Annotated in this window: 20 protein-coding genes and 1 pseudogene; 14 read left to right on the forward strand and 7 right to left on the reverse strand. The window is 53.0% G+C overall.

Translation table 11 applies throughout. From position 1 onward, the window contains the following. Positions 1–28: 28 nt before the first annotated feature. From hslO to igaA, 4 genes are all read right to left on the reverse strand, one after another. On the reverse strand, positions 29–907 hold the full coding sequence (hslO, locus tag HV311_RS01715; protein WP_016154799.1) for an Hsp33 family molecular chaperone HslO: 879 nt from the start codon (positions 905–907) through the stop codon (positions 29–31). A 24-nt stretch (positions 908–931) separates the two neighbouring features. Next, entirely contained in the window at positions 932–1333 is a 402-nt protein-coding gene (gene hslR, locus HV311_RS01720; protein ID WP_019078146.1) for a ribosome-associated heat shock protein Hsp15, read from the reverse strand. Between the two features lie 10 nt (positions 1334–1343). Next, positions 1344–2012: a GMP/IMP nucleotidase gene (yrfG, locus tag HV311_RS01725; protein WP_191220648.1), complete on the reverse strand. Its 669-nt coding sequence runs from the start codon at positions 2010–2012 to the stop codon at positions 1344–1346. 62 nt (positions 2013–2074) lie between these two features. Then, positions 2075–4210: an intracellular growth attenuator protein IgaA gene (igaA, locus tag HV311_RS01730; RefSeq protein ID WP_191220649.1), complete on the reverse strand. Its 2136-nt coding sequence runs from the start codon at positions 4208–4210 to the stop codon at positions 2075–2077. Positions 4211–4532: 322 nt separating this feature from the next. Here igaA and nudE point away from each other — a divergent pair, with 322 nt between their 5' ends. After that, entirely contained in the window at positions 4533–5093 is a 561-nt protein-coding gene (gene nudE, locus HV311_RS01735; protein WP_016154795.1) for an ADP compounds hydrolase NudE, read from the forward strand. Positions 5094–5151: 58 nt separating this feature from the next. On the opposite strand, the gene mrcA is transcribed toward nudE, so the two are convergent. Further along, positions 5152–7704 carry a peptidoglycan glycosyltransferase/peptidoglycan DD-transpeptidase MrcA gene (gene mrcA, locus HV311_RS01740; protein ID WP_181626845.1) on the reverse strand — a complete coding sequence of 851 codons (2553 nt, stop codon included), beginning with the start codon at positions 7702–7704 and terminating at the stop codon, positions 5152–5154. Between the two features lie 120 nt (positions 7705–7824). Between mrcA and HV311_RS01745 the strand changes: the two genes are divergently transcribed. The 13 genes and pseudogenes from HV311_RS01745 to HV311_RS27935 form a co-directional block, all read left to right on the forward strand. Beyond that, positions 7825–8604 (forward strand): DNA utilization protein HofM, encoded by a 780-nt coding sequence (locus HV311_RS01745; protein ID WP_191220650.1) that lies wholly within the window; start codon positions 7825–7827, stop codon positions 8602–8604. Then, the gene (locus tag HV311_RS01750) at positions 8604–9143 is read left to right on the forward strand and encodes a PilN domain-containing protein (RefSeq protein ID WP_094168858.1); all 540 of its coding nucleotides are present in this window, start codon (positions 8604–8606) and stop codon (positions 9141–9143) included. The genes HV311_RS01745 and HV311_RS01750 overlap by 1 nt, the downstream gene beginning before the upstream one ends. Then, positions 9127–9582, forward strand: a complete 456-nt coding sequence (locus HV311_RS01755; RefSeq protein WP_191220651.1) for a HofO family protein — start codon at positions 9127–9129, stop codon at positions 9580–9582. Before HV311_RS01750 ends, HV311_RS01755 begins: the two co-directional genes overlap by 17 nt. Beyond that, positions 9572–9985: a HofP DNA utilization family protein gene (locus tag HV311_RS01760; RefSeq protein ID WP_191220652.1), complete on the forward strand. Its 414-nt coding sequence runs from the start codon at positions 9572–9574 to the stop codon at positions 9983–9985. The genes HV311_RS01755 and HV311_RS01760 overlap by 11 nt, the downstream gene beginning before the upstream one ends. Continuing rightward, complete coding sequence (hofQ, locus tag HV311_RS01765) at positions 9888–11135, forward strand: DNA uptake porin HofQ (RefSeq protein WP_016157631.1); 1248 nt, start codon at positions 9888–9890, stop codon at positions 11133–11135. The genes HV311_RS01760 and hofQ overlap by 98 nt, the downstream gene beginning before the upstream one ends. Before the next feature lie 404 nt (positions 11136–11539). Then, positions 11540–12061 (forward strand): shikimate kinase AroK, encoded by a 522-nt coding sequence (aroK, locus tag HV311_RS01770; protein WP_003023552.1) that lies wholly within the window; start codon positions 11540–11542, stop codon positions 12059–12061. A gap of 57 nt (positions 12062–12118) precedes the next feature. Next, entirely contained in the window at positions 12119–13207 is a 1089-nt protein-coding gene (gene aroB, locus HV311_RS01775; protein WP_047358161.1) for a 3-dehydroquinate synthase, read from the forward strand. Positions 13208–13303: 96 nt separating this feature from the next. Next, the gene (damX, locus tag HV311_RS01780) at positions 13304–14590 is read left to right on the forward strand and encodes a cell division protein DamX (RefSeq protein ID WP_075848121.1); all 1287 of its coding nucleotides are present in this window, start codon (positions 13304–13306) and stop codon (positions 14588–14590) included. A gap of 117 nt (positions 14591–14707) precedes the next feature. Beyond that, entirely contained in the window at positions 14708–15544 is an 837-nt protein-coding gene (dam, locus tag HV311_RS01785; RefSeq protein ID WP_016154786.1) for an adenine-specific DNA-methyltransferase, read from the forward strand. 17 nt (positions 15545–15561) lie between these two features. Further along, positions 15562–16239, forward strand: a complete 678-nt coding sequence (gene rpe, locus HV311_RS01790) for a ribulose-phosphate 3-epimerase (RefSeq protein ID WP_003023561.1) — start codon at positions 15562–15564, stop codon at positions 16237–16239. Continuing rightward, complete coding sequence (gph, locus tag HV311_RS01795; RefSeq protein ID WP_101700383.1) at positions 16232–16990, forward strand: phosphoglycolate phosphatase; 759 nt, start codon at positions 16232–16234, stop codon at positions 16988–16990. The genes rpe and gph overlap by 8 nt, the downstream gene beginning before the upstream one ends. After that, positions 16983–17987, forward strand: a complete 1005-nt coding sequence (gene trpS / locus HV311_RS01800; RefSeq protein WP_016154784.1) for a tryptophan--tRNA ligase — start codon at positions 16983–16985, stop codon at positions 17985–17987. Before gph ends, trpS begins: the two co-directional genes overlap by 8 nt. Before the next feature lie 158 nt (positions 17988–18145). Continuing rightward, a pseudogene (locus HV311_RS27935) lies at positions 18146–18223 on the forward strand (hypothetical protein); the annotation flags it as partial. Between the two features lie 77 nt (positions 18224–18300). On the opposite strand, the gene HV311_RS01805 reads toward HV311_RS27935, so the two are convergent. Together HV311_RS01805 and cysG are read right to left on the reverse strand one after the other, a co-directional pair. Next, positions 18301–18471, reverse strand: coding sequence for a YhfL family protein (locus tag HV311_RS01805; RefSeq protein WP_016154783.1), 171 nt, complete (start codon positions 18469–18471; stop codon positions 18301–18303). 311 nt (positions 18472–18782) lie between these two features. Continuing rightward, positions 18783–20156, reverse strand: coding sequence for a siroheme synthase CysG (gene cysG, locus HV311_RS01810; RefSeq protein ID WP_016157628.1), 1374 nt, complete (start codon positions 20154–20156; stop codon positions 18783–18785). Positions 20157–20161 lie beyond the last annotated feature (5 nt).

Raw genomic sequence — 20161 nt, forward strand, 5'->3', positions numbered from 1 at the left:
CGATTGTGGGCCGGATAGGCAGTAGTGATTAATGTACCTGCGGGTCCGCCGGGGAAGCGTTGCTGCGGATCTCAGCAATGTCCATGGCGTTAAACAGATAGTGGCTCCCGCAGTAATCGCAGTGCATATCGATCTCGCCTTCTTCCGCCAGAATGCTGTCCACTTCTTCGTCCGGCAGCGTTTTCAGTGCGCCAGCGCAGCGTTCGCGTGAACAGGTGCATTTGAACTCAACGTCCTGCGGATCGTAGAGAGTAACCTCTTCTTCGTGGTACAAGCGCCACAGCACGTCGTTGGCCGGGAGCGTTAACAGCTCTTCAGTTTTGATGGTTTCGGTCAGGGCTGTCAGGTGATCGAAATCATCTGCCTGCGCGTTTTGCGCCGGCATTACCTGCAGAAGCATCCCGCCAGCAGCGGGTTTGCCATCGACGTCGCCAGTACGGATAAACAGACGTGTCGGCAACTGTTCAGAACGCATGAAGTAATCTTCCAGACAGGCGGCCAGCGTGTCGCCTTCCAGACCAACCACGCCCTGATAGCGCTCGCCTTCTTCTGGGGTAATGGTGATCACCAGGTAGCCGTTGCCTACCAGCGTTTTGAGATCAGCGCCTTCAGGGATATCGCCCTGCATACGGGCCACGCCGCGCATCTGCTGATTGTTGTTGCCGTTAATGACGGCCAGGCTCAGCGGACCATCGCCCTGCAGCTGTACGGTGATATCACCGGCAAACTTCAGCGTGGCGGTGAGCAGGCTGGTGGCGACCAGCAGTTCAGCCAGCACGTTCTTGACCGGCTGCGGGTAAGTATGATTTTCGAGGATCTGTTGCAGGGTTTCCGAAACGGTCACCAGCTCGCCGCGCACGGCAAAGTTTTCAAACAGATAACGATGTAATTGGTCATGTTGCGGCATAATCATCTCTCTTGCAGGTGACAGTCACTCGCTGTCGCCATGTTTAAATCGTAACAGGTCGCGGCGCTCTTTCTTGTCCGGTCGCCTGTCCGGGTGCGGCATGGTTAACGCGTTAAGTTTACGCGCCAGCGCCACTTTTTCGCGTTTTTCTACGCTTTCCGCGGTTTCTTCATACAGCGTAACGGCTTCCGTGGCCGGGCGACGCTGCTCGGTAATAGCCTTGATAATGACCGTTCGCTCGTCATTTCCCTGGCGCAGGGTGAGGGTGGCGTTCAGCTCGACAATCTTGCTCGGTTTGCTGCGCTGGCCGTTGTAATGCACCTTACCGCCTTCAACCATTTCGCGGGCTAGCGCACGCGTTTTGTAAAAGCGTGCAGCCCACAGCCATTTATCCAGCCTGACTTCAGTAGAGGGCTTTTCTTTCATGGCGTCTCCTTCACATCAGTGAGGGGATCAGTCGGCGGTAGTCATTCAGTGACGGATGGCGTGCGTACTGTTTTTCCGCGATGCCTGAGTCGGGATTGGTCACGCCGAGGCAGTAACGAATACCGTACAGAGCAGCGGCGTCGAGAATGGGTTCGCTGTCATCAATAAACAGCGTCTTCTCTGCACTCATTCCCGTTTCTTCAGCCACAGCGTGCCATAACCGCTGATCCTCTTTGGGATAACCAAATGTGTGGGTGGAAAGTAATAAATCAAGGTGTGAGGCCAGACCGGTATGCTCCAGCTTCACCGCCAGGTTATGGGGATGCGCGTTGGTGAGCAAAATACGGCGCTTGCCGCTGGCTTTTAAGGCATCAAGAAACGGTACAGTATCTTCACGCAAAACGGCGCGCAGTCCCTGTTCCGTTGTCATGGCGCAAATATCAAGATCCAGGCATTCGCTCCAGTAATCCAGGCAGTACCAGTTTAGCGTATGCTGCACGGCATGATACTGCTGACGAATATAGTCCTGGGCTTCCTGGGGAGAGATACCCTGTTTCGCGCCATAGGTTTCCGGCACCAGTTTTTGCCAGAAATAGTTATCGAATGCCAGGTCGAGCAGCGTGCCGTCCATATCTAACAACACGGTATCGACATCCTGCCAGGCAATATTGATCTGCATGGAAACTCCCCAGAAGAAAACATGATGCGCGACAGGGTAGCATATCCTGTCGCGCGAGCGTGTTATCGAATCAGGCTTTCCGGGTTGTCAATCAGCGTTGGATTCAGGCAACTTTCGTAGTAGCTCTGAATTTCCGTGATGCGGGAGCGGTGACGCTGGTAGCGTCTGAAAGCCTGTATGCTGTTGTAGACAGCGCATCCGAGCATGGAGAACATCAGCAGCGTCGTGCCAAGGTAGCGCCATAATCCTGAACGATCCGGGATACGGTGCAGGCCAATGTGCTGGGTGCCATTGGCGTCGGTCGAAATATTGGTGACGATCCCCTCCGCGCGAAACGGCGTCTGCATCAGCATCTGCGCCAGGCGCTGGAAGGCGTTCCACTGTTCCTGTGGGGGATAGTCATATAGCGAGGTTGTCGGCCACGGCTGATCGACCAGATCGCTGCCTTCGTCGCTGATAATCAGGAAACCGCCAGGGGCTGGGCTATTCAGCGTCTGGGCCGCTCGCGCAGTCTCGCGTGAAATAAACGGCGCCGTAGAGGTATTCACCAGATTATCCAACGACTCCGCGCTTACCGGACGCAGCAGCACGTTCACGCCATCCAGTTTGCCTGCGTTCGCCCGTTTCACCAGCGCCGTCCAGTCTTTACTGTTACCAAGGTTAACCAGTGCATTTTTTAAACGTACACATTCATCTTTGGCCGCGCACAGATCGGCCGTTTTCAGGACGATCTCGCCAAAATCGTCCAGTAACACCATTCCGGACTTTTGAATTGCCGAGCGTAACGATGCGCTGACGCGAGAGTCATCATCCGCTTTGGGGTGCAGTTGGCGGTTTACCGCCTGCGTGAGCGCGGTGGCTTTATTCACCAGATCGGACTCAGGCAGCGGTAATGCGCGCGCGTCATTCCAGATAATTTGCGTGCAATCGAAAGGCATAAACGGCGCGGAAGGCTGCGCATTCCAGCTCCCCTGGGTATGAATGTTACACATACCCGTACCGCTCAGATGCAGCGTGTCACCCACGCGAACGCCCGCGTTTTCAAGCTGTTTAACGCTGGTGGCTTCGATAGTTTGTGCGCCCTTCATCCAGGAAAGCGTAAGCTTTATCGGCATATCCAGCGGGATCCAAAACAGCAGCATCAGCAGCACCAGCAACGAGCCGCCCGCGATGACGGCGTTGTGCAGCCAGTGCTGTAACGGGAAGTTTTTGACTTCGTCATGCAGCGATAAAAAGCGTCCCTGGCGAACAACGTGGCGATCGAGATAAATATCGATATCCGTTTGCTGGCCAAGATCTTGTGCGATGTAAGGCTGCCAGTGCGGTGGATAAATCAGATCAATAATACCTAGCGAGATATTATTAATTTGCTCCTGGTCGTTTTCGCCAAACAGCCCCCAGCGACGCGGCGTACCGCGCAGACAATGAATTTCCCGCAGGGCGGTTTTAGACGGGGGGGCAAACAGCCCCCACAGACCCGCAGCCAGTAGCAGCACCGCGCCACCAACTGTCCACGGAACAAACGTATCCGGGATTATCAAACAGAAAAAGAACAGCAGGAACGATGCGGCAATCAGTAACGCCTCGCGCAATCCAGACGGGCGGCTGAGCGCATATTCTTCATGGGTTTCCTGGCGAATATTCAGCAGTTCAATCTGCTCGCTTTCTTCACCGCGAATGGACGCCTGGGTAGAGGCGGTGTGCTGTAACGCATAGCCACGCGCTTCCTGCATATATTCCTGCAGCGTATGGCCGTTCAGGGAGATAACCAGCGGTATCGTATTGGTGTGGATTAGCTCAACGCTGTTTTCGTCATTGATGTATTGTTCCCAGAAAGGGGGAAGATGTACCTCAACGGAATCAAGATAGTAACGCCATTTGTTAGGATCGTCGGTAGTAATGCCGTAACGTGTAATCGCGTGCGTAAGTACGATGACGCTATTACTTTGGGCATTCAGCGTTAATGACACCGGCGCGGAGCTGGCGCCCGTTGGACTAGGTACCTGTTGAATTTGACTAAGGCTTTCGAGATAGTTTTCGACTGCACTGCGCTCTTCAGGCGTGAGTTTACGCTTCGAGGCGTCTGAGAAGACGTTGCTCAAGGGTAAATTTTTCCGTCTGGATTTCGTTCTGAGTAGCCATCCTGCAAGCAATGAGCAGGCCAGCAAAGCAGCTAAAAAAATCAGAATGGTGCTCATGCTTTCCCCATCTTACTTAGTCTGTCAGGCGTGGTCAGTCGCACCCTGTTCAATATTCGTGATTCTGTGGTTGGCTATCGGCAAGTGTGGAGTCGAACTTGAGCATCTTTAAGTACAGCCCAGTAAATGCGAATCATAGCAAAATCACTAAAAATGGAATATCAGCAAATTCCTGGAGTTATTTCAACCTATTGACTTTTAATTTGAAATAGGGATTAACTTTTAGTACGTTACATAAATGTAAATAAACGGCAATTCACATTGCCGAAACCGTGCGGTATATCGCACAATAACCCCAGATTTCACAGCAAAGATCCTCACAATGAGCAAATCATTACAGAAACCCACGATTTTGAAAGTGGAAACCGTCGCCCAATCCCGGCTGTTTAAAGTCGAAAGCGTGGACCTTGAGTTCAGCAATGGCGTACGCCGCGTTTATGAACGTATGCGCCCGTCCACGCGTGAAGCGGTAATGATTGTGCCGATTGTGGACGACCACCTGATCCTCATCCGCGAATATGCGGTCGGGACCGAATCTTACGAACTGGGTTTTTCTAAGGGGTTAATCGATCCTGGCGAAAGCGTGTATGAAGCGGCGAATCGGGAGCTGAAAGAAGAGGTGGGGTTTGGCGCAAAAGATCTGACGTTTTTAAAGAAACTCAGCATGGCGCCGTCCTATTTCTCCAGCAAAATGAACATCGTGGTGGCGGAGGACTTATATCCTGAATCGCTGGAAGGTGATGAGCCTGAACCATTACCGCAGGTGCGCTGGCCGCTGGCGCATTTGATGGATCTGCTGGAAGATCCTGATTTTCACGAAGCGCGTAATGTGAGTGCGCTGTTCCTCGTGCGCGAATGGCTGAAAGGGCAAGGGCGGCTTTAATTTCTCTTCACGAATAATAAAAAAGGCGCCGAAGCGCCTTTTTTTGATCGGTCAGGGATCAGAACAGTTCGTGCGTCTCACCATTATCGATAATGGTCGTCCCCACCTCATGCACCGCCTGTTGCGTCGGCTGAGTGCCTTCAATGAAGTATTCTGCGCGGCTGTTGCCACCGCTTGCCAGTTGACCGGTGCTGCGATCGATATTGACCGTCACAATACCCGGCGGCGGCGTCAGCGGCTGCTCAGGCACGCCTTCCAGCACGGACTTCATATAGGCATCCCAGGCAGGCTGTGCGCTCTTTGCGCCGCCTTCGTAGCCGGAGATCTGGTCTTTGATCGCCCCAGAAGCCGTCGTGTGTCCGAGATTGCGGCGATGGTCATCAAACCCGATCCATACCGACGTCACCACGCCTGGCCCGTAGCCGGAGAACCATGCATCTTTAGAGCTGTTGGTGGTCCCGGTTTTCCCGCCGATATCATGGCGCTGTAAATCGCGACCTGCACGCCAACCGGTTCCCATCCAGCCCGGCTCACCAAAGATATTGGTATTCAGGGCGCTTTTAATCAGGAAGGCCAGCGGCGTGTTGATCACGTGTGGAGCGTACTCCTGCGTTCCGCTTTGCGCGACCAGCGCCTGGTTTGCCTGCTCAAGCTGAGGCATAGGCACGGAGGCATTCTGCTGTTCCTGCGAGACGGCGACATCTTCGACGTTACTGTTTTCCAGCACGTTAGATTTCTGGGTATCACCATAAATCACCGGAATATCGCATTCCGGACAGGCAATTTTCGGCTTCGCCTCGAAGATAACGCCGCCCATATCGCTTTCGATTTTACTGATGAAATACGGATCGACCAGGAAGCCGCCGTTAGACATCACTGCATAACCGCGCGCCACCTGCAACGGCGTGAACGAGGCAGAACCCAGCGCCAGCGACTCGGTGTGCACAATGTTCTGTGCCGGGAAGCCGAAACGTTGCAGATACTCTGCCGCGTAATCCACGCCCATCGCGCGCATGGCGCGTACCATCACCACGTTTTTCGACTGACCCAGCCCCTGACGTAAGCGGATAGGACCGGCGTATTGCGGCGGTGAGTTCTTCGGCTGCCAGTCGGAACCCGCGCCGGCATCCCAGCGGGAGATCGGCACGTCGTTAAGCATGCTCGCCAGCGTCAGACCTTTATCCATCGCGGCGGTATACAGGAATGGTTTGATGTTGGAACCCACCTGGCGTAACGCCTGGGTTGCACGGTTAAACTTGCTCTGGTTGAAGTCAAAACCACCGACCAGCGCCAGCACCGCGCCGTTTTGCGGATTGATGGAGACCAGTGCGGAGTTGACGTCCGGTACTTGCGCCAGCCACCAGGCATCGCCAACCTGGCGTACCCAGATTTGCTGCCCGGTTTGCACCACATCAGTCACTTTGCGCGGCGTCGGGCCTTGCTGGGTATCCGAGCGGTAAGGACGCGCCCAGCGCATGCCTTCCATCCGTAATGACACTGACGTACCATCCGCCAGCGCGGCAATGGCTTCCTGCGGATTGGCGCTGGTAACAACCGCCGGTAGCAGGGGACCATAAGTCGGTAGCGCTTTCAGCGTATCGGTGATTTTCTTGCTGTCCCAACTGCTTTCGCCCACTTTCCACAGCACGTTCGACGGGCCGCGATAACCGTGGCGCATGTCGTAATCCATTACGTTGTTACGTACTGCCTGCTGAGCAGCCTGCTGTACTTTGCGCGTAATAGTGGTGGTGATGCGATACCCGTCCTCATAGGCTTTCTCGCCATAACGGTTATACATCTCCTGGCGCACCATCTCAGAGAGATACGGCGCGGAGAAGGCGATTTCCGGCGCGTGGTAGTTGGCGTCAATGGCTTCGCCGCGCGCCTGATCGTACTGGGCCTGCGTGATGTAGTTTTCGCTCAACATACGCGACAGTACGACGTTACGTCGCGCGGTTGCCCTTTCCATCGAATAGAGGGGGTTGAAGGTTGACGGCGCTTTTGGCAGACCGGCAATCACCGCAATTTCACTTAAGCTGAGCTGATCAACCGTCTTACCGAAATAGACCTGCGCGGCAGCACCTACGCCATAAGCGCGATACCCCAGGTAAATCTTGTTCAGATACAGTTCGAGGATCTCATCTTTACTCAGCAGTTGTTCAATGCGGATCGCCAGGAACACTTCTTTGATCTTACGCATCAGCGTACGTTCCGGGCTCAGAAAGAAGTTTCTCGCCAACTGTTGGGTAATGGTGCTGGCCCCTTGCGATGCATGGCCGGAGAACAGCGCGACGCTGGCAGCACGGAAGATCCCCACCGGGTCTACCCCGTGGTGCTCATAAAAGCGACTGTCTTCGGTAGCGATAAAGGCTTTAACCATTACCGGCGGCATCTGATCCAGGGTGACCGGGATTCGACGTTTCTCGCCATATTGCGCGATCAGCTCGCCATCAGCGCTGTAAACCTGCATCGGGATCTGTAAACGCACATCTTTGAGCGTCGCGACGTCAGGTAATTGCGGCTCAATATAGCGATAGAGGCCATAAATCGAGCCTGCTCCCAGCAGGATGCAACATACTGCAAGGATTAATAAATACTTTACGAACTTCACTGGAGATTTCCCATTTAGTGGCATTTGGGCAGTTTATAAACAAACGCGCGGTAGTATAAAGGCAAGCCAGACGCATTGATATACCCGTTAAAGCAACGGGTGATAAGGAGATCATCAGCAATGGCTTTCAATATCTGGAAAATTGGTCTGCATATTCAGCAACATGAAGCGCTGGCTGTCGCCGTAGTTCACGACGCATCCGGTTGGTTTCTCCAGCGCTGGTGGCGTATACCGCTGACGCCTCAGGTTATCGTCGATGGCCATATTCGCGAGCCTGAACAGCTTGTCGCAGCGCTACTGCCGTGGAGCCGGGAGCTTCCTCGCCGACACCATATTCATCTCTCTTTTCCTGCCAACAGGACGTTACAAAAAAAGTATCCTCGTCCGGAAATGATGCTGCGCGAGCCGGAGCAAGCCGCATGGTTATCCGGTTCGATGGCGCGTGAGCTGGATATGGCGCCAGATGCGCTGCATTTTGATTATAGCGAAGACACGTTAAGCCCGGCGTTTAACGTCACTGCCGCGCAAAGCAAAGAGATTTCAGCGCTTCTGACGCTTATCCAAACGTTGAAGGTGCAGGTTACGGCGATTACGCCGGATGCCAGCGCGTTACAGCGATTTATACCTTACCTGCCAGAACGTCATCAGTGTCTGGTATGGCATGATGATACCCAGTGGCTATGGGCGACCCGTTCGGCATGGGGGCGTAAATCAACGGCCGATATTGGCTGTATCGACGAGCTTGCCGCGACATTATCGCTTTCCACAACAGCCATTGCGCTATGCGATCCCAGCGGCTTCGATCCTTTAAGCGTGGTGTCTGTACGCCAGCCGCCAATTCCAACGCAAAGCCATCGCTTCACCATTGCACTGGGACTCGCTATGGGAGGCTCATGTTGATGATAGCGACCATCAATCTTCTGCCCTGGCGCCAGACGCGACGTCGCGCCTGCCTACGCTTCTGGAGTGTTTTATTTGGCGTTTCGCTACTGCTTAGTATTGGCGTGTTGTTGCGCTATTACAGTGTTTTGAGCGTAGAAAACCAGGTCGAATTGTTGTTAGCGGATGCCGAAAAGACGCGGGCCGAGGCTTTAATGGCGCTAAAGCCGCGTGTGCAGCAGCGCCAGCAACGATGGCAACAGGTTCAAGCGCGGAACAAACAGCGTGAGCAGACCCGAAGCTGGCAGCGGGTTTTGCAAGGGCTGGCGGAATTACTGCCGGAGCAGGCGTGGTTAACAAAAATCACCTGGCAGCAGGAGACACTGGAACTGACGGGAAACACGCTGAGCTTTGCCGCGCTGAAGGCGCTGGAAGCGCAATTACGCCAGCTGCCGCTATTTAAATTGGGTAGCCCTGGCGAAACGCAGCAGGATGCGCAGGGACGCTGGCAATTCCACTATCGACTGATGCGGAGCGGTGCGCATGAAAACGCTTTGTGATAGCTGGTTAGCGCAGTCGCCGCGCTTTCGGCTCATCTGCGGCTGTGGCTGGATGCTGGGACTGCTCATCGTCGTCATGTTATGCCTCAGCTCCACCGCGCAGAAACGGGTTATACAACAAGAGGCGCTAAACCAGCAACGAGCGGCCATTCAGGCACAATGGCGGAATTTATATCTGCTGGCGTCATCGCCAGAAGAGCCTGAAGAGACGCTGATTCCGTTCTCCCCACTGCTGTTTCAGACTCCTCTTGCACATCTTATCCACTGGCAACCCTCCGCGCAGGGCGGAGAAATGACGCTGAAGCCAGGCTGGGATGCCATCCCGCCGATGTTTGTCCAATTAGCGGAGCAAGGGATGAACGTCAGCCGGTTTTCTCTTTACGCAGAAGGTGCGGAGCTGCTGTTAACACTACAACTGGAGCGTCTGAATGATGGTTGAACGCTGGCTGTTGGCGTGCATAAGCGTACTGATACTCACCGGTATGCGTAATCCCTTCCTGCCGCCGGAGGACCGTTGCCAAATTGCTGAGCTGTCGGCATGGCGCTATCAGGGAATATTGAGCCAGGGCTCGCGACCCATTGGCATTGTTCAGGATAGCCAGAAAAAATGGCAGCGGGTTGAGCGAAATGATGTCCTGAAAAACGGTTGGACGGTTACGCAGATAACGGCCCAGAGCGTAACCCTCGACACAGGGAAAAACTGCGAGCCGCCGCAGTGGCATTGGCAACGACAAGGAGCGATAAATGAAGCGATGGATGGCATGGATAGTGCTCGTACTGGTGGTCGGGATTCAGAGCGTACTGGCGGCGAAATCACAAAACGTGACGCTGGTGGTCGATGATGTGCCGGTTGTGCAGGTATTGCAGGCGCTGGCCGAACAGGAAAAGAAAAACCTGGTAGTTTCACCGGATGTCAGCGGTGTGCTGTCACTGCATTTGACGGATGTGCCCTGGAAGCAGGCATTGCAAACGGTGGTGAAAAGCGCCGGGCTGGTATTACGTCAGGAAGGCAACATTCTGCATGTGCATTCTGTTCAATGGCAGAGTGAAAATGCGGCTCGTCAGGACAATGAGCAGGCACGGCTTCAGGCCAGCCTGCCGTTGGAACATCGCAGTATCATTTTGCAATATGCTGATGCCTCCGAGCTGGCAAAAGCCGGAGAAAAGCTGCTCAGCGCCAAAGGAAGCATGACGGTGGATAAACGCACCAACCGCTTACTGCTGCGTGATAATAGCGTTGCGCTTAACGCACTGGAAACGTGGGTGGCGCAAATGGATCTGCCGGTTGCACAAGTCGAACTGGCGGCGCATATCGTGACGATTAATGAAAAAAGCTTGCGTGAGCTGGGGGTGAAGTGGTCGCTGGCTGACGCACAGCAATCGGGGGCGGTGGGGAACGTCACAACGCTTGCCAGCGATCTTTCTGTATCCACAGCCACATCCCGTGTGGGATTTAACATTGGCCGTATTAACGGTCGTTTACTCGAGCTGGAACTGTCTGCGCTGGAGCAAAAACAGCAGTTGGACATCATCGCCAGTCCACGCTTACTGGCTTCTCACCTGCAACCTGCCAGTATTAAGCAGGGTAGTGAGATCCCTTATCAGGTCTCCAGCGGTGAAAGCGGCGCGACATCCGTCGAGTTCAAGGAAGCTGTATTAGGGATGGAAGTCACGCCCACCGTATTGCAGAAAGGACGAATCAGACTGAAACTGCATATCAGCCAGAATGTTCCCGGGCAGGTGCTACAGCAGGCGGATGGCGAAGTTCTGGCTATTGATAAGCAGGAGATTGAAACCCAGGTCGAGGTAAAAAGCGGCGAGACGATTGCGCTGGGCGGGATTTTTTCACATAAGAATAAATCCGCAGCCGACAGCGTGCCGCTGTTGGGCGACATCCCCTGGCTTGGCTCTCTCTTTCGTCATGATGGTAAAGAAGACGAACGGCGTGAATTAGTGGTTTTTATTACGCCCAGACTGGTTTCAACGCAATAACTTATGCATGAAAAGCCGTTGTTTTTGCACTGAACACGTTTCAGAGATTTGACGTGCGGGTGTATTTAGCATACAAGGAGTACCGATTTGAGTGTCGGTACTTTTCTTTACTTATGCGGCAGTAAATACGCTTTGCCTTTCTGGTGGTGTGTCATAGGCTTATTTGGTGTCATTTGGCTGCGCGATACGTCGCCAGGCCTGATGTTTGCAGGGTAGCATGCCTGCCACGACCAGAAATGCGTAAGGTTTGGTGATTTATTCAGTTGCCAAACCCGCTTGAGTATTGAGATAATTTTCAGTCTGACTCTCGCAATATCTTATGAGGTTTCAGTTCATGTCCTGCTGCGCTGAGTGTCTGCGAAGCGGGTTTACCATTAACGAATAGTCTTAGTAGTACCGAAAAAATGGCAGAGAAACGCAATATCTTTCTGGTTGGGCCTATGGGTGCCGGAAAAAGCACTATTGGGCGCCAGTTAGCTCAACAACTCAATATGGAATTTTACGATTCTGATCAAGAGATTGAGAAACGAACCGGAGCTGATGTGGGCTGGGTCTTCGATGTAGAAGGTGAAGACGGCTTCCGTGATCGCGAAGAAAAAGTCATCAACGAGTTGACGGAAAAACAGGGTATTGTGCTGGCAACTGGCGGTGGCTCTGTTAAATCACGTGAAACACGTAACCGTCTTTCCGCGCGTGGCGTCGTGGTCTATCTTGAAACGACAATTGAAAAACAACTTGCGCGAACTCAACGTGACAAGAAACGCCCGCTGCTGCAGGTAGAATCGCCGCCTCGTGAAGTTCTGGAAGCGTTGGCTGACGAACGCAATCCTCTGTACGAAGAGATTGCTGACGTGACCATTCGCACCGACGATCAGAGCGCAAAAGTCGTAGCAAACCAGATTATTCATATGTTGGAAAGCAACTAATTCTGGCTGAATACACACTCGTCTGCGGGTACAAGTAACTAAGGTGGATGTCGCGTAATGGAGAGGATCACAGTCACTCTCGGGGAACGTAGTTACCCTATCACCATCGCGGCTGGTTTGTTTAATGAGCCAGCTTCATTCTTACCGCTGAAATCGGGCGATCAGGTTATGTTGGTAACCAACGAAACCCTGGCTCCCCTTTATCTCGATAAGGTTCGCGGCGTACTTGAACAGGCGGGTGTAAACGTTGATAGCGTTATCCTTCCCGATGGCGAGCAGTATAAAAGCCTGACGGTTCTGGATACGGTTTTCACTGCGTTACTGCAAAAACCGCACGGTCGTGATACCACGTTAGTCGCACTTGGCGGCGGCGTGATAGGCGATCTGACCGGTTTTGCGGCAGCCAGCTATCAGCGTGGTGTTCGTTTTATTCAAGTCCCGACAACCCTGTTGTCGCAGGTCGACTCCTCCGTTGGCGGCAAAACCGCCGTAAACCATCCCCTCGGTAAAAACATGATTGGCGCGTTTTACCAACCGGCGTCCGTGGTGGTGGATCTCGATTGTCTGAAAACGCTTCCTGCGCGTGAGCTGGCATCGGGGCTGGCGGAAGTGATCAAATACGGCATCATCCTTGACGGTGAATTTTTCAGTTGGCTGGAAGAAAATCTGGATGCGTTATTGCGTCTGGATGGTCCGGCGATGGCGTACTGTATTCGTCGTTGTTGTGAGCTGAAAGCAGAAGTTGTCGCAGCGGACGAGCGTGAAATGGGCTTACGTGCTTTACTGAATCTGGGACACACGTTTGGCCATGCGATCGAAGCTGAAATGGGTTATGGCAATTGGTTACATGGTGAAGCCGTTGCAGCAGGTATGGTAATGGCTGCTCGTACGTCAGAACGTCTTGGACAGTTTACCTCCGCTGATACGCAGCGCATCATTACGCTGCTCCAGCGAGCGGGCTTGCCGGTCAATGGACCGCGTGAAATGTCCAGCGAGGCTTATCTGCCGCACATGCTGCGAGATAAAAAAGTGTTAGCGGGAGAGATTCGTTTAGTGCTTCCGCGGGCTATAGGGAAGAGTGAAGTGCGCGGCGGAGTGTCGCACGAGGTGGTTCTTAACGCTATTGCTGATTGCCAGCCGGCGTAACAACAAGAAAGGTCTGGCTTGCGTTGCGAAACGTAGGTCTTTTAGCTTCAGGTTATGTGCAAAGTCGTAAGCATTAACCTTTGAGTGGGGTGTTAAATGGATGAATTCAAACCAGAAGACGAGCTGAAACCCGATCCCAGCGATCGTCGTACTGGTCGTTCTCGTCAATCGTCTGAACGCGATAATGAGCCGCAAATCAATTTTGATGATGTTGATCTGGATGCTGACGATCGCCGTCCTGCGCGCGCACGTAAAGAGCGTGAAGAAGAACGGGACATTGAAGAAGAGTATGAATCTGATGACGATGACGTGGATGAAGAGCGTGTAGAACGTCGTCCGCGCAAGCGTAAGAAACCCGCCAGCAAGCCTGCCTCTCGTCAGTATATGATGATGGGTGTCGGTGTCCTGGTGCTGTTGCTGCTGATCATCGGTATCGGTTCTGCGCTGAAAGCCCCCTCATCATCTCCCAGTGAGCAGGCTGGATCGGGCGAGAAGAGCATCGATCTTTCTGGCAACAACGCGACGGATCAGGCGAGCACGACTACGCCTGCAACGGGCGCTGAGCAGACCGCTGGCAATACCCAGCAGGATGTTTCCTTACCGCCGATTTCCTCTACCCCAACTCAAGGTCAGACACCTGCGGCAACTGAAGGCCAGCAGCGTGTTGAAGTGCAGGGCGATCTGAACAACGCTCTGACGCAACCGCAAGGCCAGGAGCAGGTTAACAATGTAGTGGTTAACTCTACGCTGCCGACCGAACCTGCGACCGTTGCGCCAGTTCGTAATGGTAATGCTGTGCGCCAGACTGCGAAAACGGAAACGACTGAACGCCCTGCTGCGACACACCAGGAACGTAAACAGGCCGTTATTGAGCCGAAGAGCAAACCGCAAACTACGGTGAAAGCGACGCAGACAGAGCCGAAACCTGTTGCTCAGGCAAAACCAACTGCAACTGCGCCGACGACCACAACCAAGGCACCTGTGGTTACCGCTACGCCGAAGGCGACCGTTGAGCCGAAAGCTACCGCGACTACAACGCCTGCGCCAACTGCGACGGCAACAACGTCAACACCTGTTGCTGGTGGAGCGAAAAGTGCAGGAAATGTCGGAGCGTTAAAATCTGCGCCGTCCAGCCATTACACGCTGCAGCTCAGCAGTTCTTCTAACTACGACAACCTTAACGGTTGGGCGAAGAAAGAAAACCTGAAGAACTACGTGGTGTATCAGACGACGCGTAACGGTCAACCGTGGTATGTTCTGGTAACAGGCGTGTATGCGTCTAAAGAAGATGCGAAACGTGCAGTGTCTACGCTACCCGCCGATATTCAGGCGAAAAATCCGTGGGCAAAACCGCTGCACCAGGTTCAGGCCGATTTGAAGTAAGATAGGATATGTTCTGCAATGGTTTGCTGTTTCGCCCAATTGCGGGACAAAGACTAAAGCGCAGGATGCTGTCGGAGCTTTCTCCACAGCCGGAGAAGGTGTAATTAGTTAGTCAGCATGAAAAAAAATCGCGCTTTTTTGAAATGGGCAGGGGGAAAATACCCCCTGCTTGATGATATCAAACGGCATTTACCTCAGGGTGAATGCCTGATTGAACCTTTCGTGGGTGCCGGGTCGGTGTTTCTCAACACCGACTTTTCTCGTTATATTCTTGCCGATATCAACAGCGACCTCATCAGTCTCTATAACATCGTGAAGACACGTACCGATGAGTATGTGCAGGCTTCGCGTGAGCTGTTTATGCCTGAAACCAATCAGGCTGAGGTGTACTATCGGTTCAGAGAAGAATTTAATGCCAGTCAGGATCCGTTCCGCCGTGCAGTACTGTTCTTGTATCTGAACCGCTTTGGTTACAACGGATTGTGCCGTTATAACCTGCGCGGCGAGTTTAATGTACCGTTTGGTCGTTATAAAAAACCTTACTTCCCGGAAGCCGAGTTGTACCATTTTGCTGAAAAAGCGCAGAATGCGGAGTTCCATTGTCTCTCCTATGAAGAGTGCATGGACCGTGCGGATAGCAACTCAGTGGTTTATTGTGACCCGCCTTATGCACCGCTTTCGGCGACGGCAAATTTCACCGCGTATCATACCAACAGCTTTAGCCCAAAAGAGCAGGCGCATCTGGCCGAGATGGCAGAAAAGCTGGTCAGTAAGCAGATCCCGGTGTTAATTTCGAACCATGACACGCCTGATACCCGCGAATGGTACCGATCGGCGAAACATTTTCAGGTCAAAGTGCGGCGCAGCATTAGCAGCAATGGCGGCACGCGTAAAAAGGTGAACGAACTGCTGGCACTGTATAAACCAGGAGTTGTAACGCCTGCGAAGAAATAATTCTCAAGGAGAAGCGGATGAAACAGTATTTGATCGCCCCCTCAATTCTGTCGGCTGATTTTGCCCGCCTGGGTGAGGACACCGCGAGAGCGCTGACTGCCGGTGCCGATGTCGTACACTTCGATGTCATGGACAATCACTACGTACCGAACCTGACCATCGGCCCGATGGTACTGAAATCGCTGCGTAAATATGGCATTACTGCCCCGATTGACGTTCATCTGATGGTGAAACCGGTCGATCGTATTGTCCCGGACTTCGCCGCCGCCGGCGCGAGCATCATTACTTTTCACCCGGAAGCCTCCGAGCATGTCGATCGCACTTTACAGCTGATCAAAGAGCATGGCTGTAAAGCGGGCCTGGTGTTTAACCCGGCAACACCGCTGAGCTATCTGGACTACGTCATGGATAAGCTCGATGTGATCCTGCTGATGTCCGTTAACCCAGGCTTTGGCGGGCAGTCCTTTATCCCACAAACGCTGGATAAGCTGCGCGAAGTGCGTCGTCGTATTGATGAATCTGGCTACGATATCCGCCTCGAAGTGGACGGCGGCGTCAAGGTGAACAACATTGGTGAAATCGCGGCGGCGGGTGCAGATATGTTTGTCGCAGGCTCTGCTATTTTCGACCAACCAGACTACAAAAAAGTCATTGATGAAATGCGCAATGAACTGGCGAAGGTAAGTCATGGATAAGTTTCAGGATATTCGGGGCGTTGCCTTTGACCTCGACGGTACGCTGGTCGACAGCGCGCCGGGATTAACCGCAGCGGTGGATATGGCGCTGTATGCGCTGGAACTGCCGATTGCCGGTGAAGAACGCGTTATCACCTGGATTGGCAACGGTGCAGATGTACTGATGGAGCGCGCGCTGGCGTGGTCGCGTCAGGAGCGCGCCACACTACGTAAGACAATGGGTAAACCGCCCGTTGATGATGATATCCCAGCCGAAGAACAGGTGCGTATTTTGCGTAAGCTGTTCGACAGATACTACGGCGATGTCGCAGAGGAAGGGACATTCCTGTTCCCTGATGTTGCCGACACGCTGGGCGCGCTGCATGCGAAAGGATTGCCGCTGGGTCTGGTGACCAACAAACCGACCCCGTTTGTCGCGCCATTGCTTGAGGCGTTAGATATCGCCAAATACTTTAGCGTGGTCATCGGTGGTGACGACGTGCAGAATAAAAAACCGCATCCGGATCCGCTACTGCTGGTAGCAAGCAAGCTTGGCATCAAGCCTGAGCAATTGCTCTTCGTAGGGGATTCACGTAATGATATTCAGGCGGCAAAAGCTGCTGGCTGTCCGTCCGTTGGCCTGACTTATGGCTACAACTACGGCGAGTCGATCGCGCTGAGCCAACCCGACGTTATTTACGACCGTATTAATGAACTACTGCCCGTTCTCGGGCTTCCGCATAGCGAAAATCAGGAATCAAAAAATGACTAAGCCCATCGTTTTTAGTGGCGCACAGCCCTCAGGTGAATTGACCATTGGCAACTATATGGGTGCGCTGCGTCAGTGGGTGAGCATGCAGGATGACTACCATTGCATCTACTGCATCGTTGACCAACATGCCATCACCGTTCGTCAGGATGCTCAGCAGCTGCGTAAAGCAACGCTCGATACGCTGGCGCTGTATCTGGCATGCGGTATCGATCCTGAAAAAAGCACCATTTTCGTCCAGTCTCATGTACCGGAACACGCACAGTTAGGTTGGGCGCTGAACTGCTACACCTATTTCGGCGAGCTGAGCCGTATGACCCAGTTCAAAGATAAATCCGCACGCTATGCGGAGAACATCAACGCCGGTCTGTTTGATTATCCGGTGCTGATGGCGGCAGACATCCTGCTGTATCAGACCAACCAGGTACCGGTTGGTGAAGATCAGAAACAGCATCTGGAACTAAGCCGCGATATCGCCCAGCGCTTCAACGCCCTGTATGGCGACATCTTCAAAGTGCCTGAGCCGTTCATTCCTAAATCCGGTGCGCGCGTGATGTCGCTGCTGGAGCCGACGAAGAAAATGTCCAAGTCGGATGACAACCGCAACAACGTGATCGGCCTGCTGGAAGATCCGAAATCCGTGGTTAAGAAAATCAAACGTGCGATGACCGACTCCGAAGAGCCGCCTGTTGTACGCTACGACGTGCAGAATAAAGCGGGTGTTTCCAACCTGCTGGATATCCTCTCTGCCGTTACCGGCCAGAGCATTCCGGAGCTGGAACAGCACTTTGAAGGCAAGATGTATGGTCATCTGAAAGGTGAAGTCGCAGAGGCTGTTTCCGGCATGCTGACCGAGCTTCAGGAGCGTTATCACCGTTTCCGTAACGATGAAGCTTTCCTGCAGCAGGTGATGAAAGATGGCGCGGAAAAAGCCAGCGCACGCGCGTCTGTTACGCTGAAAGCGGTTTACGAAGCGATTGGTTTTGTCGCCAAGCCGTAATGCGCTCTGCGTTGCTGAAGAAACCGGGTTCTACCCGGTTTTTTTTCGCCTGTTCGCTGGTGAATCTCAAAAAATATGAAGCGCCTCGCCGTTTGCATATTTCCTTATATCAATCACTTTAATGAAGATATAAATATTCAATTTACTGAAGATATAAAATGCGTCGGATATTTATCAAGAGAGAGGAGGGACTGACAACCCTGGCCCGCTACCTGCTCGGCGAGAAGTGCGGTAACGTGTGAATGAGCATTTAACCTATAAATATAAAAACCGGGGATTTCCCGGTTTTTTTGTATCTGCGCAATCGCTTCTGTTACAGATCTGCAGCCGGGCCACAGCCACCAATAATTTTAGAAATAGAAATTGCCGGATGCAGGAAGTAATCGTAGGTGCAGTTATCTTTTTTGTTATCGACATGACCAGTACACGCGGTCAGCGTAGCCAGAACACCAGCAACGATAGTGATTTTTGCAAATTTCAGCATGTTAAAATCCTTGTAAGATATCTATTTTTAAATGGATGAAATCCATTTCTCGGCGGTTAAGATATCAACTAAAATAAATTTAAAGTAGTCCGGATTAGGACATAACAAGTTTTATATAAAATATTATTTCAATGAATTTAAATGTTTTAAAGATATATTTAATTAATGATTAACGGTTGGGCTACTGAGGCGAGTATATAGCGTGTATCGGTTTTTGATTTATTTCTATCGGAAGATAAATAAATGCCCTGAATATGAACTGTCCAACTTTATAGGGGCAGTCCAATATCAGGGCATTTTTGAGCATTCAATTAATGGTTCGAGAACCAGTTCAGCTTATCGCGTAGTCCAACCACGCGGCCGACGATAATCAGCGCCGGGCTTTCAACCTGCTGCGCCAGTTCGCCGAGTTGCGAAAGCACCCCGTTAACAACGCGTTGCTTCACGGAGGTACCGTTTTCTACCAGCGCGACAGACATATCGGGTTGCATGCCAAATTCGATCAGTTTTTCCTGGATAGTAGCCGCCTGATTGAGGCCCATGTAGAACACCAGCGTCTGTTTCTCTGCCGCCAGGTTTTCCCAGTCCAGCTCGCCGCCGGTTTTCAGGTGCCCGGTGACCAGACGTACACTCTGGGCGTAATCTCGATGGGTCAGTGGAATGCCGGAATAGGCGGAACAACCGGATGCTGCGGTAATACCTGGCACAACGGAGAATGGAATACCGGCATGGCACAGGGTTTCCAGCTCTTCGCCACCACGGCCAAAGATGAACGGGTCGCCACCTTTCAGGCGCACGACGCGTTTGCCCTGTTGCGCTTCACGCAGCAGGATCTGGTTAATTTCTTCCTGCGGTACACAGTGGTAGCCCGCGCGTTTACCGACGAACACCCGGTCGGCATCGCGGCGTACAAGGTTCATGATGTCGTCGGATACCAGACGGTCATAAACCACGACATCCGCTTGCTGGATCTGCTGTAGACCTTTCAGCGTCAGCAGCCCGGCATCGCCAGGACCGGCGCCAACCAGCACTACTTCGCCTCGATGGTCCAACGGTTCGCTGAGCAACTGCTCGGTGGTTTCCTCGACGGCTTTCTGGTCACTGTTCGCCAGCGACTGCGCCAGGCGGTCATTCACGAACAATTTTTCCCAGAAGCGGCGACGTTCACCCATGCTGGCAAACTGTTCTTTCACTCGGGCGCGTAACTTGCCTGCATATTGCGCGACCTGGCCCAGATGCTGAGGCAGCACAGATTCAAGTCTTTCACGTAGCAGACGGGCAAGCACCGGCGATGTACCGCCGGAGGAGACCGCCACCATCAGCGGCGAGCGGTCGATAATGGAGGGCATGATAAAACTGGCTGCTTTTGGCGCATCGACCACGTTGCAGAAAATACGACGTGATTCTGCGGCGGTGCTGACGCTTTGGTTGACGGCATCGTCATCGGTGGCGGCAATAGCCAGCCAGCAGGTGTCGAGCAGGGACTCGTCGAACGGTCCCTCAACCAGCGTCAGCATGCCTTCATCTGCCCATACGGTGAACTGCGGAATAAACGCCAGCGCATTAACCGTTATACGGGCGCCCGCTTCCAGCAGTAACCGCGCTTTGCGTTCTGCGACATCACCACCGCCGACGATCAAGCAGTCGCGGTCACGTAGTTGACAAAATATAGGCAAATGATCCACGACAT

Origin of the sequence: Citrobacter sp. RHBSTW-00881 (assembly GCF_013728515.1) — a bacterium.
Classification (GTDB): domain Bacteria; phylum Pseudomonadota; class Gammaproteobacteria; order Enterobacterales; family Enterobacteriaceae; genus Citrobacter; species Citrobacter braakii.

Coding starts and splice junctions, on each gene's coding strand:
- hslR (WP_019078146.1), bottom strand. CDS start 1,333: ATGAAAGAAAAGCCCTCTACTGAAGTCAGGCTGGATAAATGGCTGTGG.
- trpS (WP_016154784.1), top strand. CDS start 16,983: ATGACTAAGCCCATCGTTTTTAGTGGCGCACAGCCCTCAGGTGAATTG.
- yrfG (WP_191220648.1), bottom strand. CDS start 2,012: ATGCAGATCAATATTGCCTGGCAGGATGTCGATACCGTGTTGTTAGAT.
- HV311_RS01760 (WP_191220652.1), top strand. CDS start 9,572: ATGATGGTTGAACGCTGGCTGTTGGCGTGCATAAGCGTACTGATACTC.
- hofQ (WP_016157631.1), top strand. CDS start 9,888: ATGAAGCGATGGATGGCATGGATAGTGCTCGTACTGGTGGTCGGGATT.
- aroK (WP_003023552.1), top strand. CDS start 11,540: ATGGCAGAGAAACGCAATATCTTTCTGGTTGGGCCTATGGGTGCCGGA.
- damX (WP_075848121.1), top strand. CDS start 13,304: ATGGATGAATTCAAACCAGAAGACGAGCTGAAACCCGATCCCAGCGAT.
- gph (WP_101700383.1), top strand. CDS start 16,232: ATGGATAAGTTTCAGGATATTCGGGGCGTTGCCTTTGACCTCGACGGT.
- HV311_RS01805 (WP_016154783.1), bottom strand. CDS start 18,471: ATGCTGAAATTTGCAAAAATCACTATCGTTGCTGGTGTTCTGGCTACG.
- HV311_RS01755 (WP_191220651.1), top strand. CDS start 9,127: ATGAAAACGCTTTGTGATAGCTGGTTAGCGCAGTCGCCGCGCTTTCGG.
- HV311_RS01750 (WP_094168858.1), top strand. CDS start 8,604: ATGATAGCGACCATCAATCTTCTGCCCTGGCGCCAGACGCGACGTCGC.
- nudE (WP_016154795.1), top strand. CDS start 4,533: ATGAGCAAATCATTACAGAAACCCACGATTTTGAAAGTGGAAACCGTC.
- rpe (WP_003023561.1), top strand. CDS start 15,562: ATGAAACAGTATTTGATCGCCCCCTCAATTCTGTCGGCTGATTTTGCC.
- dam (WP_016154786.1), top strand. CDS start 14,708: ATGAAAAAAAATCGCGCTTTTTTGAAATGGGCAGGGGGAAAATACCCC.
- igaA (WP_191220649.1), bottom strand. CDS start 4,210: ATGAGCACCATTCTGATTTTTTTAGCTGCTTTGCTGGCCTGCTCATTG.
- aroB (WP_047358161.1), top strand. CDS start 12,119: ATGGAGAGGATCACAGTCACTCTCGGGGAACGTAGTTACCCTATCACC.
- hslO (WP_016154799.1), bottom strand. CDS start 907: ATGCCGCAACATGACCAATTACATCGTTATCTGTTTGAAAACTTTGCC.
- HV311_RS01745 (WP_191220650.1), top strand. CDS start 7,825: ATGGCTTTCAATATCTGGAAAATTGGTCTGCATATTCAGCAACATGAA.